The organism is Solidesulfovibrio carbinolicus (assembly GCF_004135975.1).
Taxonomy (GTDB): Bacteria; Desulfobacterota; Desulfovibrionia; order Desulfovibrionales; family Desulfovibrionaceae; genus Solidesulfovibrio; species Solidesulfovibrio carbinolicus.
This window is the reverse complement of the sequence record NZ_CP026538.1, coordinates 4,164,279-4,180,332: the sequence shown is the minus strand read 5'-3', so window position 1 is coordinate 4,180,332 and position 16,054 is coordinate 4,164,279. Positions and strand designations below refer to the sequence as shown.

Genomic DNA, 16,054 nt, shown 5'->3' with positions numbered 1-16,054 from the left:
TATGGGCGTATCGCGTCGGCTCCGTCAAGGCCGCGCCGGGTTATTGGCCCGGGGTGAAGCTTTGCAGCATGGCCAGGAGCAGGAAGAGGTAGATGGACCATTTGATGAAGATGGCGGCCAGGGTCTGCGTGTAGGCGCCTTCGTGGCATTTCTTGAGGCCGATGGCTTGCAGGGCCATGTACCAGACGAGGATGACCGGGGACAGGAGCTGTCCGGCCACGGGCACGGCGGTGAGCACGGTGGGCGCGGCCGAGTAGCACAGCACCCGGAAGGTCTCGTCGAAGCTTTTTTTCGTGCTGCGAAACAGGATGAGCAGCAGATGAGTCACCCAGGCGTCGAGGTAGATGCCTATGGAAATGACCAGGGGCACCAGGAGCAGGGCCAACAGAAACGACAGGGGCGAACTGCCGAGCACGCTTAAGGCGTCTGGCTGTTCCGGGCTGCCGATGCGGGCGCGCAGACCGGCCAGGGTCCACATGAAGTCGATGAGCAGCAAAAATTCGCTGATGAGCAGATTGAACACCAGCGCCTTGGATTTGGGGCGGCCTTCGGGAAGATTGCCGAAAAAATCCAGGGGCTGGAAGAGGATCTTGCGCAGGGTAAGGATGAGCGCCGGGAAAAAGCCGTAGGCGTCCTGGCGTTCCCAGGGCACGGGGTCGGTGACGGTTTCCCGGGCCGGCTCTTCGGGTTCGTCCTCGGCCGGGCGTTGGTGTTCCAGGTGGGGCCGGGCGGCCTTGCGGTCGTCGAGGGCTTGCAGTCTGGCCCAAATATCACGCACGCCGTCGGCGCGCACGGTGGTTTCCTGGGGCTGGTCGTCGGCCGGGGCCTTGGTGGCGGCGGGAGGCGCGGCGTCTTCGGGGGCCAAGGCCTGGGGCGCGGCCGGCGTTTCGGCCTGGGGTGCCGTGGCGCGGGGCGGAGGCGTCGTGGCCGCTTGGGGTTTGGCGGCGCGCGGCGGAGCCGGAGCCGGTTCGGGCGCGGCTTCCGGTTCCGGTTCGGGCGCGGCGGCGGCCACGGACTCAGGCGCGGGCGTGGGGTCAAGCCCTTGTTCGACCCGGGCGCGGATGCGTCGGGCGACGTCCGAGGGGGTTTCGTCCGGGATGTCGGCGTCGGAAAAATCGGGTTCCGGCTTGGGTTCGAGTCCGGGTTGGCGGGCCGGCTGAGACGGCGTCGCCACGTTTTCGCGGACGCTGGGGGCCGGTTGGCGTTTGGCGGCGGATTTGGCCGGCCGGGGCGGGGCGGCCGGCTCGTCCTGTTCATCCAGGGCGTCGAGGCGGCGGCGCTGGATCAGGGGCTGGCGCGGTTCGGGCTGCTGTTCCCAGTGGGTAGGGGGCGGCACGGCGTCGTCGTCGGCCGGGATTTCTTCCGGTTGGGGCATCGTGTCGGCCCGTGGCGCGGGATCAGGCGCGAAGGTGGCGTCGGCCACGGGAACCGGGCCGGACGGCGCGAGGTCTTCCGGGACAGTCTGGACGTCGGTCTCGCCGGCCTGTTCTTCCAGTGATTCCCAGGCGGCCGGGGGCGTGGCGGCACGCTCCTGTCGGGCGGCGGGGCGACGCCAGGAGGACACGCCGGGTTCGGCCGTAACGAAGGATTCTTCGACGGCCGGGGTCGGTTGGGGACGGAACCGGAACCGGTGGCGGCATTTGGGACAGGTGGCCATGGTCGGGGTGACCGGGGCCTTGGCGTCGGGGATTTCCCGGAAAAAGCCGCATTGAGGACAGGTTATGCGCATCATGTACCTTCGCGAAACGCCCGGCGCGCTGTGGCAGGGCCTGCATGGACAAGACCTAGTGTAGCTTCTCCAAGCCGCCAAGGCAACCTCGGCCAGGCCTTGCCCGGACGCGGGGGTTTCGGGGCGCGGTTACAGGCCCGGGGGCAGCAGGAGGCAGCGGCCGGGGTCGTCGCCCGGGACCAGGGACGTGAAAAAGTCCAGGGGCAGGGTCGGGTAATCGGCGTTTAAGCGGTGTCGGGCCGCGCCGGCCACCCGGCTGAAGGCTTCGAGCTTGTCGGCCACGCCGGCGGTGTCGGCCACAAGCCGGTTGTGGTGGAGGATGGGGGCGTCCAGGGCCAGGACGGCGGCCCCGGGATGGCCTTCCAGGCGTTCGTGCAGGGGCCGGACGTAGCGCGGTCCGGGCATGGCGTCGGTGCGAAAAAGGCGCAGTTGCCAGTCCGGCCACAGCCCGTGGCCGACCTTGGCCCGGCCGGGGTCGGGATAGAGGGTCAGGCGCGGGAAATAGGCGGCTCCGGCTTCCGGGCAGGCCATGATCCTGGCGACGGCGGCGGCGAAACCGGGGCCGGGCCGTTCGTCGGGGTCCAGGGACAGCACCCAGCCGGTCGGGCAGGCGGCCAGCAGGGCGTTGCGCTGGGCCGCGAAATCTCTGCCCAGGGGCCGGGCCAGATGGCGCACGGGAATGCCCAGGCCGGCGGCGGCTTCGGCGGCCGGCGGGACCTCGCAGGCGTCCCAGAGGATGACCGCCCGGGCAGCCAGGCCCCGGGCGGCCTTAAAAAAATCGCCAAGGGCCGGTTCGCCGGCCCGGGCCAGCAGAGCCAGGGTCGGCAGCGGTTGTGCGGCCGGCGACGGCGTGGGATCGGGCAGGAGCCGCCCGGCGGTCAGCAACCGGCGCACAAGGGCCAGGCCCTTGGCCTCGGCGGACTCGGCCGGTTCGGGATTCACCGTGACCAGGGCGTTTTCCGGGGTCAGGCCGTTGGCCCACAGCAGATGGCACACGGCCTGGACCGAAGTGTCGGCGACGAGCTGGGCCGGGCTGTCCGGGGCAAGCCAGGGAAAACGGCCGGTGGCCAGGCCTTGCCGGGCCGTTTGCGGCGACAGGCAGACCAGGGTCAGACTGCCCCCGGCCGGCAGGGAGGCGGCCAGGGCGGCGGCCAGATCGCCGCTGCCAAGGCCAAGCAGGGCGACGCGTCGCCGTCCGCCCAGGGCGCGCAGGACGCGGGCGGCTCGGGCGGTGGTCGTCTCGGGCGCGGCGGCCGGGGGCAAGGCGGCGTCTTCACCGCTGCCGAGCCGCCAGGCCAGCACTTCGGCGCTGTAGGTGAAAAACGGATGCGGTGCGGCGGCGATCATGGCCCAAGCTAGCGTGGCGTGGCCCCGCCGACAAGCCCGGGACGCCATGTTCCCGGTTCCCGGATTTGGGCCAAACGGCTCGTGGCGGCGGCTTGATCCGGTCCAAGCCGCCACCAGCGCCCTCGGGAGCGGCCGGGCAAAAGGCCCTTGGCACGAGGCCGGATCCGGGCCGCCCGGGTCGCGTCCCTTAAACAATATATTTTTAAGAAAAACTCGTGTGTTGAGTCTGTTGTCCGCGAATTGTCCTGGAGGCTTTTCGCGGCCGCGATACTATCCCGTGGCGCGTCCCTGGGAATAGGCGGCCATGGCCCGGCGCACCGGGGAGATGGTTGGCCGGGGCGTGTCGATGACGACTGGGGCGCTTTGGGCGGCTTCCTGGTCGGTTTCGGCTTCGACGGTTGCGGCCGCGGGCGGCGTGGCCGAGGCCACGGGCACTTCGGGGCGCGTGGGCGCGGCCGATGGCGTCGTCACGGCCGCCGCGACGGCGACGGCGGAGGTGGGAGCGGCCGGCCGGACCGGGGCCATGGGCCGCGTCGTCAGGCCGGGGTGCGGCAAGGACGCGCCGGCCATGACCGCGCCGAGGTGGTTGCGGCCAAGAGGCGCGGCCGTGACGCCTATCCGGGTATTCTGGGTCGCCTCGGACGGCACGGCCTTGGTGGCCACCATGGAGTTGGCCTCGACAAAGGCTTCGCGCAGGCCGGTCAAGATGCCCACCACCTCGTCGATCTTGGTCGCGTCCATCTTGAGGTTGGCGGTGAGCAGGCGGGAACTGCAAAAGAAGTAGAGCTTTTGCAGTCGTTCGGCCAAGTCCCCGCCCTTGTTGACGTTAAGCGACCCTTGCAGCTCGGACAGGATGTCCAGGGCCTTGGAGATGAGGATGCCCTTTTGAGCATAGTTTTTTTCGGCGATGCGTTCCTTGGCTTGGTGCAGGAACTTGAGGGCCGCGTCGTAGAGCATGATGACGAGGTCGCCCTGGGTGGTGGTGGACACCTGGGTCTGGAGGTAATTCTTGACGGCGTTTTGCATGGAGCTCTCTCCCTTTGCATGCTTATCGGCAGGAACGAATTAATCTGAAGAGAGCTGCTTGATTTGCGACTCAAGTTGGCTTTGCATCTTGTCGTAGGTGCCGAGCATGGAATCGACCTTGGCGAACCGCTTTCGCAAGTTGCTGGCATAGGTCGATATTCGCCGCTGTTCGTAGGCGATCTTTTCATCGATCATGGCGGTGATGTCGTCGTAGTTGTCGTCGAGAATGTGCAGGGGCCCGTCCTGGCTGTCGGTCAGCTCCCCGAGCAAGTCGCTTAATTGCCCGGCCTTGCCCTGCTTGAGGGCGACTTCGCCGGTGTGGGTTCCGGGGGTGGTGTCCACCACCCGGATGACCATGCCGGCTTCGTCATAGCCGTGGGCGCCGGTGATGAGGTTGGAGTTGCTGTTAAACATCGCGGCGTGGCCGTTTATCGTGGCGGCGGTGATCTTGCCGCTGGCGTCCGTGGTGTAGGAGAGCTGGTAGGTGCCGTTCTTGGTGGTGTTCTTGATGTAGGAGGAAATGGAAAATTCGGAAGAACTGGTGCGGCCTACGTACTGGGCGGCAAAGAGCTGGCCGACTGCGTCGGCGTTGGAGGACAGGACGGCGTCGAGGACGTCGTCGTCGATGACGAGCAAGCCTTCGGTGGTCGATCCTTGCTGGGCGTCGGTGAGAATGCCCAGCTGGGACAGGGTGGAATACTTGTCCTGATCGTAGTCGAAGCCTACGCCAAGCCCGGCCACGGCGCTCTTGAGATTGGTGTCGATGAGCTGGATGCCGTAGTTGCCGGTGAGCAGCGAAGCCTGCTTGGTGGTGGAATCCACCTTGCTGATCTCCCGGATCTTCGTGCGCACGAGGTTGACCTGCTCAACGAAGGTCTCGATTTTTTCCTTGATGGCGTCGGTGTCCGTGGTGGTGACCACGGTGGAAGACCCGGTGCTTTTGAGCGTCATGGTCAGGCCGGGGATAAGATCCGTGACGGTGTTGGATTCCCGGGTGATCCAGGAGCCTGAGGCGGTTGGCCAGCCGTCGAGCTTGAGCTGGGCACTGGCGTTGGAGGTGATGGTGCTGAAATCGCTGTTGCCGAAGCCGGACAGCGTCGAGTTGCTGGCGATGACCAGGCTCGCCGTGGAGCCGGTGTCCATGCCGCGCAGCTGCAGGTAATACTGGGAACCGTCGTAGGAAACGCTGGCCTTGACCCCGGGGTTGCCCGGGTCGTTGTTGATGATGCTGACCAGGTCGGTAAGGGTGGCGTTGTCGCCGATGGTGTTGGTGTAGGTCGTGCCTTTATAGGTGTAGGCAAACACGGCGTCGGAGCTTGAAGGATTGATGTCCGTCGAGGCGCTGGCGTAGCCGGTGGTGGTGACCATGGCCTTGGCCGTGGCCAGGCGGTTGACCACGACCTCGTGGGAACCGTTTTCCGCCCCGGCCCCGGCCACGGCCGAGAGCACGGTGGAATTCGAGGAATCCACCGTCTTGGTCATGAACTCGTCCATGCTGTCCATTTCCTCAAGGGTGGTCTTGAGGGTCAGCATCTGGGTGTTGAGTTCCTGGAAGGCGGCTTGCTTGTCGGTCCAGGATTTTTTCCAGGTCTGCAGGCTCGTGATTCGTGATTGCTCGACTTGGACGAGCTTTTTGATCATCGAATCGAAATCCGTGCCGTTGCCCAGGCCCGAATAGGTGATCTGCCCCGAGGTGGTGATCGGTGAATAACTGCTGACGGTGTTCGACATGGTGCTCCCCCGGCGGCAAAAAATTCCTGGCGGCAGGACTTCGTCACGTCAGAAGCAAGGCGGATGCCAACTGCGAGGGGCCGGACCGCCCGGGGCGGTCCGGCCGAAAGCGTCGATTATTAGCCGCCGATGAGCTGCATGGCCATCCGAGGCATGGAGTTGGCCTGGGACAGCATGGCCACCGCCGACTGGGTGAGAATCTGGTTGCGCACGAACTGGGTCATTTCCGTGGCCACGTCCACGTCGGAGATCTGCGATTCGGCGGCCTGGAGGTTTTCGGACTGGATCTGCAGATTGGAGATGGTGTTCTCCAGACGGTTTTGCAGGGCGCCCAGGTTGGCGCGGATCTTGTCCTTGGACACGATGGCGTCGTTGATGGCTTCCAGGGCCTTCTGGGCCATTTGCTGGGTGGAGATGCTGCGCCCGTCGTTGCCCGAGGCGGCGCCGATGCCCAGACCCAGGGCCGAGGCGGTGGAAGTGCCGATCTGGACGTAGTAGTAGTCTTCCGAGGATTCGTTGCCGGACCCGAAGTGCACCTTGAGCTTGCCGCTGGAATTGATGCCGGCGCCGCTGTGGGTCGTGCCGGACAGGTTGCCGTTGAGCAGATAGATGCCGTTGAAGTCCGTGGCGTTGGCGATTCGGGTGATTTCCGAGGCCATGGCCTGGTATTCCGAGTCAATGATGAGGCGCTGGTCCGAGGTGTAGGTGCCGGTGGAGGCCTGTTCGGCCAGTTCCTTCATGCGGATGAGCTTTTCGTCGATGACCTGGAGCGCGCCGTCCGCCGTCTGGATCATGGAAATGGCGTCGTTGGCGTTGCGCACGCCCTGATTGATGGAAGCGATGTCCGCGCGCATGAGCTCGCGAATGGCCAGGCCGGCGGCGTCGTCGGCGGCGCTGTTGATGCGAAGCCCCGAAGACAGGCGCTGGGTCGAGGTGGCCAGGGCGGAATACGAGTTGGACAGGTTGCGGGCCGCGTTGGCGGCCATCAGATTGCTGTTGATGGTAAGAGCCATGGTTGTTTCCTCCTTGAATGCGACGGGCGTCCTTGCCCTTGTGTGATCCGCCGGCCGTGGGCCTTCGGCCTGGGTGGCGGATTGTGCCTCTTTGTCTTCATTATCGACGCCGTTAAACGCGTTCTTTAGGCCGGGCTTCGGGCGAAGCGACAAAAAAAACCGGCTTGGGCCGGCGGGGAAGGATTTGGGGAGAGGTTGCCGCGTCAGGGCCGGAAACAGCTGCGCCGCCAGTGGGCCAAAAGGGCCTCCAGGCCGGCCTTGTGGCCATGGCGGAGCTGGAAATCCCGGATCAGGGCGTTGGCCCGGGCCTGGGCGGCGTCGATGCGGGGCAGGCCGAGAGGGGTCAGGCAGCCGTCGTCGTCCAGACGATGGTGGTAGTGGAGGATGGCCGCGTCCTGGTCGTGCTCCGGGCGGTAGCTGGCCGGGCGCAGATGGGTGGGGAAATTGAGCCGGTCGGGCAGGTGGCCCGGGGGCAGGCCCAGGTCGATCAGGGCCAGGGCCAGGCCGACCTGGTCGGCGTGTTTGGCGTAAGGGCCAAGAAGCCGGGCGTTTTCCAAGGTGAAATGGGTCCACTTGAGCCAGCGCGGTCCCACGGCGGCCAGGGTTTCGCGGTCAAAAAGCGTCACCCCGCCGTTTAAATTGGCGGCCAGGGTCTGGCCCGGGCCAAACCCGGCCGTGGCCGTGGCCGCGTCCCGGGGCAGGCCGGCCGCCCGCAGCAGGGCGCGCAACAGCGGCAGGGGCGGCGCGGCCGTGTCCACGATCTTGCCCCGCGCCCCCGGTCCGGGCAGCTCCAGGGAAAGATCCCCGGTCACGGCCACGTCGGCGTCAAGCAGGGCCACGTGGTCCGCCCCGGCCAGGGCCTTGGAGCGCAGCTGCGTCAGCTTGTTGCAATAGGGCGAGGCGGCCGCGCCGTAGGGTTTGGTCGGGACGACGACCACGCCCAGGCCGGCCAGGAAACGGACAAAGTCCGGGGGATGCTCGCCCACCAGATGCACCTGGACGGCCTGGGGCAAAACGGTGCCCGAGCCGAGCAGGGTGGCCAGCAGATTGAACGCCTGGAGACGGAATTTCGGCTGGGCGTCCACCACGAAGGATACGGCCAGGGCGGCGGGCACGGACATGTCTTGCCTCCCTACCGACACCGCAGCCCGGGAATGTCGCCGGCCGCCACGGGCGTGATGATGGGGGCCACGCCCGTGACGGCCATGACTTCGGCCCGGGCGGCGGCGGCGGCCCGTCGGTCGCCGAAGCGGCCGGCCAGCACCCGGTAGCGGCGTTTGCCGTCCTTGTCCGACACGGCCAGGCAGGCCGGCAAGCCCCGGGTCCGGAGTTTGGCCGCCTGGGCGGCGGCATTGTCCGCCTCGGCAAAAAGGCCGGTTTGCAGGGCCAGATAGCCGGCCGCCGGTTCGGCCTTGGAAGGCGGCGGGACTTTTGGGCGCGGTTCGGCCTTGGCCGGCCCGGGGGCCGGCGGGGCCGAGGCGTTGGCCTGGCCGGCCGGTGCGACGGGCGCGGCCGCCAGGGCGGGAAGGGCCGGGGCCGCCTGCGGGGCTGCCGGAGGGTTCTGGGGCGCGGGTTCGGGGCGCGGCGCGGCGGCAGCGGCTTTGCCCGCCGCCTTGGCCCCTGGGGCCGTTGGCATGGCGGTCGGCGGCGAGACGGCAGCCTCGGCCGGCCGGCCGGCCACCTGGAAGCGGGCCACGGCCGGCTGGCCGCCCGGCGGGGTCAGGGTCAGCGTCCACTCCCCGGCGGCCACGGGCAGCTCGGCAGCCAGGGCGTAGGCGGCCACGGCCGGTTCTCCCGGCCGGGCCGCCGTCTGCCAGACGTCCTGGGCCGTCCCGCCTTCGGGCAGCGGCCGCGTCAGCCGCACGGCCACAACGACCGAAGTTTGCCCCGCCTCGCCGGACACGACGAAGCGGCAGCCAAGGCCCCGGTCCGCCGCGCCCACGGCCTCGCCCGGGCGCACATCCCTGGCCGTTGGCCAGCCCTCGCCCGGGGCGGGGTCCCGGAGAAGCGCCCCGCACACCAGGGCGGTCACGGCCGGGGAGGCGTCGGTCCCGGCCCGGGCGTAGCCGGACGACAGGCCCAGGAACAAGGCCGCCAGCAGGCAGGCGAGGGGACGCATGGACATGGCGCGGGGCGACGTCGCGGCGGCCGTCATTGGCCCAGGTGGGCCAGCAGGCGCCTGGCCGGTTCGTAGCCTGGGTGGCGCTTGAGGGTCTGGGCCAAAAATTCCCGGGCAGCGGGCAGATCGCGGCACCGGTGGTAGGCCGTGGCGATGTTGTAGCCCACGGTGGGCCCTTGGAGGATGAGGTCGGGATCGAGCTTGAGGGCCTCCTCGAAGTGGGTCAGGGCGGTATAGTAGTCCTTGCCCTCGGCATGGGCCACGCCGAGGTTGTAGCGCAGGCCGGCGTCGGACGGGGCGATGGACAGGGCCTTGCGATAGTTCTCCGCGGCCTCGCGCCAGTTGCCCTGGCGGCGCAGCAGGATGCCCCGGTTGTTGAACATCCACAGATCCTTGGGGCCAAGGGCTTCGCCTTTGGCCTCAATGGCCTCGGTGACGAAGCGCAGGGCCGTTTCCTGGTCGCGTTCGCCGATGCGCTTGGCCATTTCCATAAGGGCCTCGCTGACCATGTCCGAGGCGACCTTGCCCACCGCCTTGCGGGCTTCCTCGAAAAAGGCCCGGGCCTTGTCGCCCTCGCCCAGGTCCAGGTAGGCCTCGCCGATGACCGCCTTGCGCTCGAAATTCAGCGGCGACAGCTCGTCCAGGCGGGTCAGGCAGGCCAGACGCTTGGCGTCGTCGCCGGTCTGCGCGTAGACCTCGACCAAGCGCTTGAGGGGTTCGATATAGAGCTTCTCGGCCCGGGCCGCGTCCTTGTAATGGCTTTCGGCCTGGGCGTGGTCGCCCTTGGCCAGGGCCACGTCGCCCAGGAGCAGGTGGGCTTTTAAGCTGTCGGGCTTGATCTCGAAGGCCTTGGCCGCCACCCGTGCGGCCTGATCCAGGTCGCCGGCGGCCAGCAGGGCGGCGGCCCGGTCGAACAGCACCCCGAGCTGGTTGTTGGGGCGCACGGCAAAAGCGCATTTTTCCATCAGGGCGTTGGCCGAGATGGGTTTGGTGATGCAGCTGTCGGCCCCGACCTCGTGGGTGAGCACCAGTTCGTCCCGGGAAAGCTCCACCGTGGTGACGACGAGCCTGATCTTGTCGCCGTAAAGGCTTTTCAGCGTGCGCACGGTCTTTAAGCAAGCCGTTTGGCGCAGTCGGCGCTCCAGAAAGACCAGCAAGGGGACGGGCAGCCGATCGGCGGTCTTGGCGGCCAGGGTGGCCACGTCGTCGTAGTCGGCCACCTCGCGCAGCACGGTCTTGACGTCCACGCGCAGGGCGCCCAGGGCGTATTTGAGCTGGCGCACGAAGCTTTCGTCGTCGGTGCAAAGGACGGCCAGTCCGCCTTCGGCGAAATAGTCGGTCACGATGCGTTCGTAGCGGCGGGTCATTTGTTCGGCCCGCAGTTTGACGGCATTGGACATGGGCAAGGATCCTTGGGGTCAGGAGCAGCCTGGGGCGCGTCCGACCCGGCGCAAAAGGGCCAGCAGTTCGGGATCGGCCAGACCCGGGGGCGGCGCGTCCTCGACCGGCGGGACGAGCACCCGGCAGCGGACGTCGCCCGGCAGGGACTCGGCCTCCAGGCAGGCCAGCCAGCCGACGTCCACCATCTGGCCGGACGTGGCCAGAACCTCGGCGTGGGGCAAGGCGACATCTTCCTCCAGGATCATGCCCGGGGTCAACGCCGAAAGGGGGATTTCCCGGCGCTCCAGTCCTTCCCGCTCCCCGGCCAGGGCGGTCAGGGCGTCCAGGGCCTGGGGATCGTAGAGGCCTTCCCGGCCGGCCAGGGCGTCCAGGGCCTGGTCCCGAGCGCGGCCCGAGGTCAGCAGCGCGTCGTAATCCAGGGCGGCCTTGAGGAGTTTGGCCCCAAGCGGAACGTCCCGGCCGGCTCCGGCGTGGGGCGTTTCCTGGTGGCGGATAATGGCGGCCACTTCGTCAAGCTTGGGAATATTGGCCAGCAAATCCCCGGCCAGGCCCGGGTGGCGGGCGAAAAGCCGGGCTTCGTCGCCGGCGAGATCGCCTGTCCGGCGCAGCTTGGCGAACAGGCCTTGGGGCAGGACCAGGCCCCCCAGCTGGGACAGGGTGACGGCCAGCTCAATGCGCCAGACGTCGGGAGCGTCCAGGTAGCGGGCCATGTCGGCCACCAGCCGGCGTACGCGCATGGCCCGGGCGTAAGCCTCGGGATTTTGCAGGGCGAGCAGGTCTGACAGGAGCTTGATGATGCCGCGAAGGGCCCCTTTGAGAAAATCGCGCTCGGCCGTGGCCTGGGCAAACAGGGCCGCGCCGGCGGCCAGGGATTCGGCCAGTTCCTCCTCGGGGCAGGGCTTGGCCAGGAACCGGAAGACGTGGCCGGTGTTGACGGCGTCCATGGCGGCTCGCAGATCGGCGTAGCCGGTGAGCATGATCCGCACGGTTTCGGGGGAGAGTTTTTTGAGCTGGGTGAAAAATTCCAGCCCGTCCAGGCCCGGCATCCGCAGGTCGGCCACCACCACGGCATAGGGGCCGTGCTCGGCGGCGACCTCCAGCCCCCGCAACGGGCCAAGGGCGGTTTCCGTCAGGTACTTGCGTCGAAACGTGCGTTTAAGGGTCGCCAGAATTTCTGGATCGTCGTCCACGAACAGGATTTTGGCCTTGCCGCCCATTGGCCCGCCGCCTTTGCCGTTTGCCGGGGCGCGGTCAGGCCGCCCCGTGTTGCGTCTGGCCGTCTTCCAGGGGAAAACGGAGGAAAAAGGTCGTGCCCTCCCCGGAGCGTGACAGGCAGTCGATGCAGCCGCCGTGGCGGGTCATGACCGCGTGGCTGATGGCCAGACCCTGTCCCGTGCCCTTGCCCACGGCCTTGGTGGTGAAAAAGGGATCGAAGATGCGCCCGCGCACCGCCTCGTCCATGCCCGGGCCGTTGTCGGCCACGGCAATCTCGGCAAAGCCGGGAACGAGCCGAGAGGACACGAGGATGGTCCCATGCCGCCAGGGTTCCGCGGCGACCCGTTCCTCCACGGCCTGGGCGGCGTTTAACACCACGTTGAGCAGAACCTGGGACACCTCGTGGGGCGCACCGTACACCAAGGGCAGCTCGGGGGAAAGCTCCAGGGTCACTTCGGCGACATGCTTCCAGGCGTTGCGGGTGACGGCCACGATGTCGCGCACGCTGGCGTTGACGTCGAAAAAAAGCATCTCGCCGGTTCCTGGGTGGGACATCTGGCGCATGGCCCGCACGATGTCGGCCACCTGGCCGATGCCCTTGCGGGTGTTGGCGATGGCGGCCGGGATTTCCTGGCGCAGGTAGTCGATGTCGATTTCCCCGGCCACGCGCCGGGCATCGGCGGCCGCTCCGGCCACGGCGGCGGCGTCGCCGGCTTCCACGGCCTCCAGCAGCCGGCCATGGGCTTCGAGCAGGGCCAGCAGTTCGGTGAAGGATTCGTCGAGAAAGCCGGCGTTGTAGCCGACGTACTGGACCGGGGTGTTGATTTCGTGGGCGATGCCGGCGGCCAGGCGGCCGATGGCCTGCATCCGGCGTTCGTGGATGGCCTTGAGTTCCCGGGCTTTGATTTCGCCGAGATCCTGGCCGAGAATCAGCGCGCCCGGGGCCTCGTCGCCGGCCGGGTCCACAGGGTTGACCGTGAGTCCCAAAAGGCGCTCCTCGCCGGTGGCCGTGCGGCAGCGCACCTCGTCCACCCGGGCCGGCGCGCCGGTTTTTCGGCTGGCCTCCAGGGCCTCGCGCACGGCCGGACCTTCCCAGGCCAGGTCCAGCTCGAAGAAATCGCGGCCGGCCACGGCCGTCGCGGCCAGGCCGAACGCGTTTTCGGCGCTGGCGTTGAAGCGGCGCACCCGGTTTTGGCCGTCCAGGGTGACCAGGATGGAGCGGATGGAGCCAAGCAGCATCTCGATGTCCCGGGCGGCCAAGGCCATTTCCCGCTCGGCCGCGTCGCGGGCCAGGGCTTTTCCGGTCCGCTCCGGGTTCACGCCGCCGCCTCCTCAAGCCAGAACGTCAGGCCCAGCCGGCCCGAGGGCGTATGGGCGCGCACCACCAGGCAGTCCTCGCAGCCGGCGGGATGGCCAGCCGCCGTGAGCACGGTCCCGGCCTCCAGACGCAGGCCCTTGTCGCGCAGCATGTCGCCAAAATAGCGCAGCACGGTGTCGTAAAAACCGCTCAAGCCGGCCGCGTCACGGCTGCCGGCGCCATCGGCGTCCAAACGGTCGGCCAGGGAGCGCGACAACCCGATGGTGGCGGCAAAGCGCCGCTGTCCCAGGAGCAAACCCTCGATGCGGGCATAGGCGGCGTACTCGACCGGATCGTGGGCGCTGCCCAGGCCGCTGGCCGCGGCCTCCTCGCCGGTGAGGCGGCCCAAGGCCCGGGACAGGGCGGCGAACAGGCATTCGGCCACCCGGTTTTCGGCGAAAAACTCCTGCAGATAGCGAAGACTCACCCGCCCCTTGTCGCGCAGGGCGTAGTGGCGGCCCATGAGTTCCTGGTATTGGGCCCGGTCGATGTGGCCAAGAACGAGCAGGGCCTCGCCCAGGTAGGTGTGGTGGATTTTTTGGAGAAAGAGCAGATCGTCCACGGCCCGCCGGGAGAGCTGGCGCTCCCCCACGGCGATGTCGCCGAAAAGTCGGGGATCGGCGTTTTGCCGTTGCCGAATGTCCTTGGCCTGCTTCGAGGTGAGCATGCCGCGTTCCACGGCCACCTCGCCGATGCGCCGGTTTTTTTCACGCTGGTAGGCCAGGCCCTCTGCCAGTTGGGCCTCGGTGATGGCCCCCTGCTCCACCAGGAAACGTCCGAGAAAGCTCATATGCGTCCTCGCGCGGCGGCCGGCCGCCTCGTTATTTCGATTCCACGCCTCAAGCGCAGCCGCATGAGATGCTTCATTCTGTTATAACTTTCTCTTGTTAAAACACAACAGTCGTTGTGCTTTAACAGCGGTATTAGAAGTCGCTGGCGGCGAATCTCCCTGAAAACGGCAGGGCGGTTTCTTCCAGGGCTTTGCGTTCGATGGCCCGGGCCAGGGCCTCGGCTTCGGGAAAGGCCGGATTGATGGCCTGGGCCATGCCGAGGAACTTCAGGGCGAGCTTTGGGTTGTCGCGCTCAAAATAGGTTCTGGCGATGTTGTACAGGAGATGATCATCGGTCTTGCTCAGACGGTAGGCCTTGAAATAGTAGCGCAGAGCCTGATCGTACATCCGATGTTTGCGCATCTTGATGCCGAATTCGTTGAACAGGTGTTTGTGCTCCTCGCCGAAAGCCGCCTCCAGGGTGATGATGCGGCGGCAAACCAGACGGGCGCTGTCCAGTTCGCCCCGGTCGAGGTAGGTGAGCCCCAGGCCGAAGGTAGCCCGGATATGCTCCTCGTCCACCCGCAAGGCGTTTTTGTATTCGAACTCGGCCGACATGAGTTCGCCCTCGGTCCGGTGGGCGTCGCCGGCGTCGGCGTACTGCCTGGCCCGGCGCATCATGGGCACGACCTTGTTCATATAGAGGTCGGGCTCGGGCAGGTATTCGGACAGGAGCTGTTCCCGGGTCACGCGACGGGGTTTGCCGGAGGGGATGAAGTGCTTGTTGAGGCTGCGCAGGAGATAGGAGCCGTCGGCCTGCTCCTCGGCATAGACCTGGACGTTTTGTTTGACCTTGCGCTTGGTCGCCCCGAAGCCGATGAACGCCTGGGTCTGAGTGGAAAAAACACCGCGAAAAGGATCGCTTGCGGTCTTGGGAAGCTCGTTGGGGGGGGGCGGAACTGCTGCCATGGGGCTGTCGGCGCGGGCCGGAGGTTGGGGATGATGCGCGGAACGCTGTCGGCGCTGACGGATCGCTTGTCCTTAATAGGCGCAAATCGGCCTAGCCATCAAGCATCATGGCGAAGGCCAATTTTTCCGGGGGCGGGACCAGCACCCGCCAGCGGCTTTTGGCCCCGCGTTCGCCGTCCAGCCGGGCCAGGCGGCGGATGGACACGGCGTTGAGCTCCAGGCCTCGGCCAAGGGCCAGGGTTCCGTCCAGGGCGGCCACATCCTGGTCGAGCAGCATCCCGGCGGCCAGTTCCTCGGTGGAGATCAGGCGCGGTTCGAAGCCGTCGGGCAGGGTGGCCAGGGTTTCCAGGGCATCCAGGATTTCCGGGTCGTACCAGCCGTCGCGGTCGCGCATTCGGGCCAGTGCGTCGGCTTCGGGGGTTTGCGAGCGCCGCTTCTCGCCGTAGTGGGCGGTCAAGGTGTCGAAATCCAGGGCGACCTTGAGGATTCTCGCGCCCAGGGGAATGCGCTCTCCGGCCAGGGCGTCGGGGGGCAGCCCGCCGCCGTCGTAGCGTTTTTCCTGATAGGCGATGATTTCGGCGACTTCACGCAGACGGGGGATGTTGGCCACAAGCTCGGCGGCGATCTTGGGGTGCATGGCGAATTCGTAGGCCTTGTCGCCGGGCAGGGGGTCGCCGCGATAGGCCCGGCGCAGGGTTTCGGCCGGCATGGCGGCGCAGCCGATCTGGGAGAGCATGGCGGCCAGCTCCAGCCGCCAGGCTTCGGCAATTCCCAGGTAGGCGCCCAGGTCCACGGCCAGACGCTTGACCCGCGACGATTTGCCGAAGGCCTCGGGGCTGACCATTTCGAGCAGGTTGGTCAGGAGTTTGATGGTGCCGCGCACGGTGCCGCGCAGGAGCTCCTTTTCGGCGGCGATGAGCTGGTATTGGCGCAAAGCGGCTTCCAGGGCCTCTTCCAGAGCCTGCTCGGGGCAGGGCTTGGTCAGGAAGCTGAAGACCTTGCTCTTGTTGACCGCGGCGATGGCCACTTCGATGTCGGCAAAGCCGGTGAGGATAATGCGCACGGCGTCGGGGCGCAGCTCCCGGACACGGCCCAGGAACTCCACGCCGTCCAGGCCCGGCATCCGCAGGTCCGAGACCACCACGGCCACGTCAGGCAGGGCGGCCAGCCGTTCCAGGCCGACTTCCGGTCCGGCCGCCGTTTCCACGGCGTAGCGTTTGCGCAGGGCGCGACCGTATGCGGCCAGGATCTCCGGGTCGTCATCGACAAAGAGGATACAGGGCTTGTCCATGGTCGCCTCGCAGCCGGTAAAAAAGTCCGGGCGGCTGTGACGCCGCCCGGACACGCTATCGGCTTTTCCAGCCCCGTACAAGGCGA

Annotated in this window: 13 protein-coding genes; all 13 read right to left on the bottom strand. The window is 67.5% G+C overall.

The window, feature by feature from the left end; genetic code table 11:
* Positions 1 to 40: 40 nt before the first annotated feature.
* Positions 41 to 1,732 (bottom strand): YIP1 family protein, encoded by a 1,692-nt coding sequence (locus C3Y92_RS18720; protein WP_129355181.1) that lies wholly within the window; start codon positions 1,730 to 1,732, stop codon positions 41 to 43.
* A 126-nt stretch (positions 1,733 to 1,858) separates the two neighbouring features.
* Positions 1,859 to 3,124, bottom strand: coding sequence for a glycosyltransferase family protein (locus tag C3Y92_RS18715; RefSeq protein WP_235669540.1), 1,266 nt, complete (start codon positions 3,122 to 3,124; stop codon positions 1,859 to 1,861).
* Between the two features lie 222 nt (positions 3,125 to 3,346).
* The gene (gene fliS, locus C3Y92_RS18710; protein ID WP_129355179.1) at positions 3,347 to 4,102 is read right to left on the bottom strand and encodes a flagellar export chaperone FliS; all 756 of its coding nucleotides are present in this window, start codon (positions 4,100 to 4,102) and stop codon (positions 3,347 to 3,349) included.
* Between the two features lie 39 nt (positions 4,103 to 4,141).
* Positions 4,142 to 5,833: a flagellar filament capping protein FliD gene (gene fliD, locus C3Y92_RS18705; RefSeq protein ID WP_129355177.1), complete on the bottom strand. Its 1,692-nt coding sequence runs from the start codon at positions 5,831 to 5,833 to the stop codon at positions 4,142 to 4,144.
* Between the two features lie 119 nt (positions 5,834 to 5,952).
* On the bottom strand, positions 5,953 to 6,846 hold the full coding sequence (locus tag C3Y92_RS18700) for a flagellin N-terminal helical domain-containing protein (protein ID WP_129355175.1): 894 nt from the start codon (positions 6,844 to 6,846) through the stop codon (positions 5,953 to 5,955).
* A gap of 203 nt (positions 6,847 to 7,049) precedes the next feature.
* Positions 7,050 to 7,967, bottom strand: a complete 918-nt coding sequence (locus C3Y92_RS18695; protein ID WP_129355173.1) for a hypothetical protein — start codon at positions 7,965 to 7,967, stop codon at positions 7,050 to 7,052.
* Positions 7,968 to 7,978: 11 nt separating this feature from the next.
* Positions 7,979 to 8,971 carry an SPOR domain-containing protein gene (locus C3Y92_RS18690; protein ID WP_235669539.1) on the bottom strand — a complete coding sequence of 331 codons (993 nt, stop codon included), beginning with the start codon at positions 8,969 to 8,971 and terminating at the stop codon, positions 7,979 to 7,981.
* 26 nt (positions 8,972 to 8,997) lie between these two features.
* Entirely contained in the window at positions 8,998 to 10,365 is a 1,368-nt protein-coding gene (locus C3Y92_RS18685) for a response regulator (RefSeq protein WP_129355169.1), read from the bottom strand.
* Positions 10,366 to 10,383: 18 nt separating this feature from the next.
* Positions 10,384 to 11,583, bottom strand: a complete 1,200-nt coding sequence (locus C3Y92_RS18680) for an HD domain-containing phosphohydrolase (protein ID WP_129355167.1) — start codon at positions 11,581 to 11,583, stop codon at positions 10,384 to 10,386.
* Between the two features lie 34 nt (positions 11,584 to 11,617).
* Positions 11,618 to 12,901 (bottom strand): two-component system sensor histidine kinase NtrB, encoded by a 1,284-nt coding sequence (locus C3Y92_RS21730; RefSeq protein ID WP_268932610.1) that lies wholly within the window; start codon positions 12,899 to 12,901, stop codon positions 11,618 to 11,620.
* Positions 12,898 to 13,728 (bottom strand): hypothetical protein, encoded by an 831-nt coding sequence (locus C3Y92_RS21725; RefSeq protein WP_129355165.1) that lies wholly within the window; start codon positions 13,726 to 13,728, stop codon positions 12,898 to 12,900. Before C3Y92_RS21725 ends, C3Y92_RS21730 begins: the two co-directional genes overlap by 4 nt.
* Positions 13,729 to 13,861: 133 nt before the next feature.
* A complete protein-coding gene (locus C3Y92_RS18665; RefSeq protein ID WP_129355163.1) occupies positions 13,862 to 14,677 on the bottom strand; it encodes a tetratricopeptide repeat protein in 816 nt (271 codons plus the stop codon).
* Positions 14,678 to 14,768: 91 nt separating this feature from the next.
* On the bottom strand, positions 14,769 to 15,968 hold the full coding sequence (locus C3Y92_RS18660) for an HD domain-containing phosphohydrolase (RefSeq protein ID WP_129355161.1): 1,200 nt from the start codon (positions 15,966 to 15,968) through the stop codon (positions 14,769 to 14,771).
* Positions 15,969 to 16,054 lie beyond the last annotated feature (86 nt).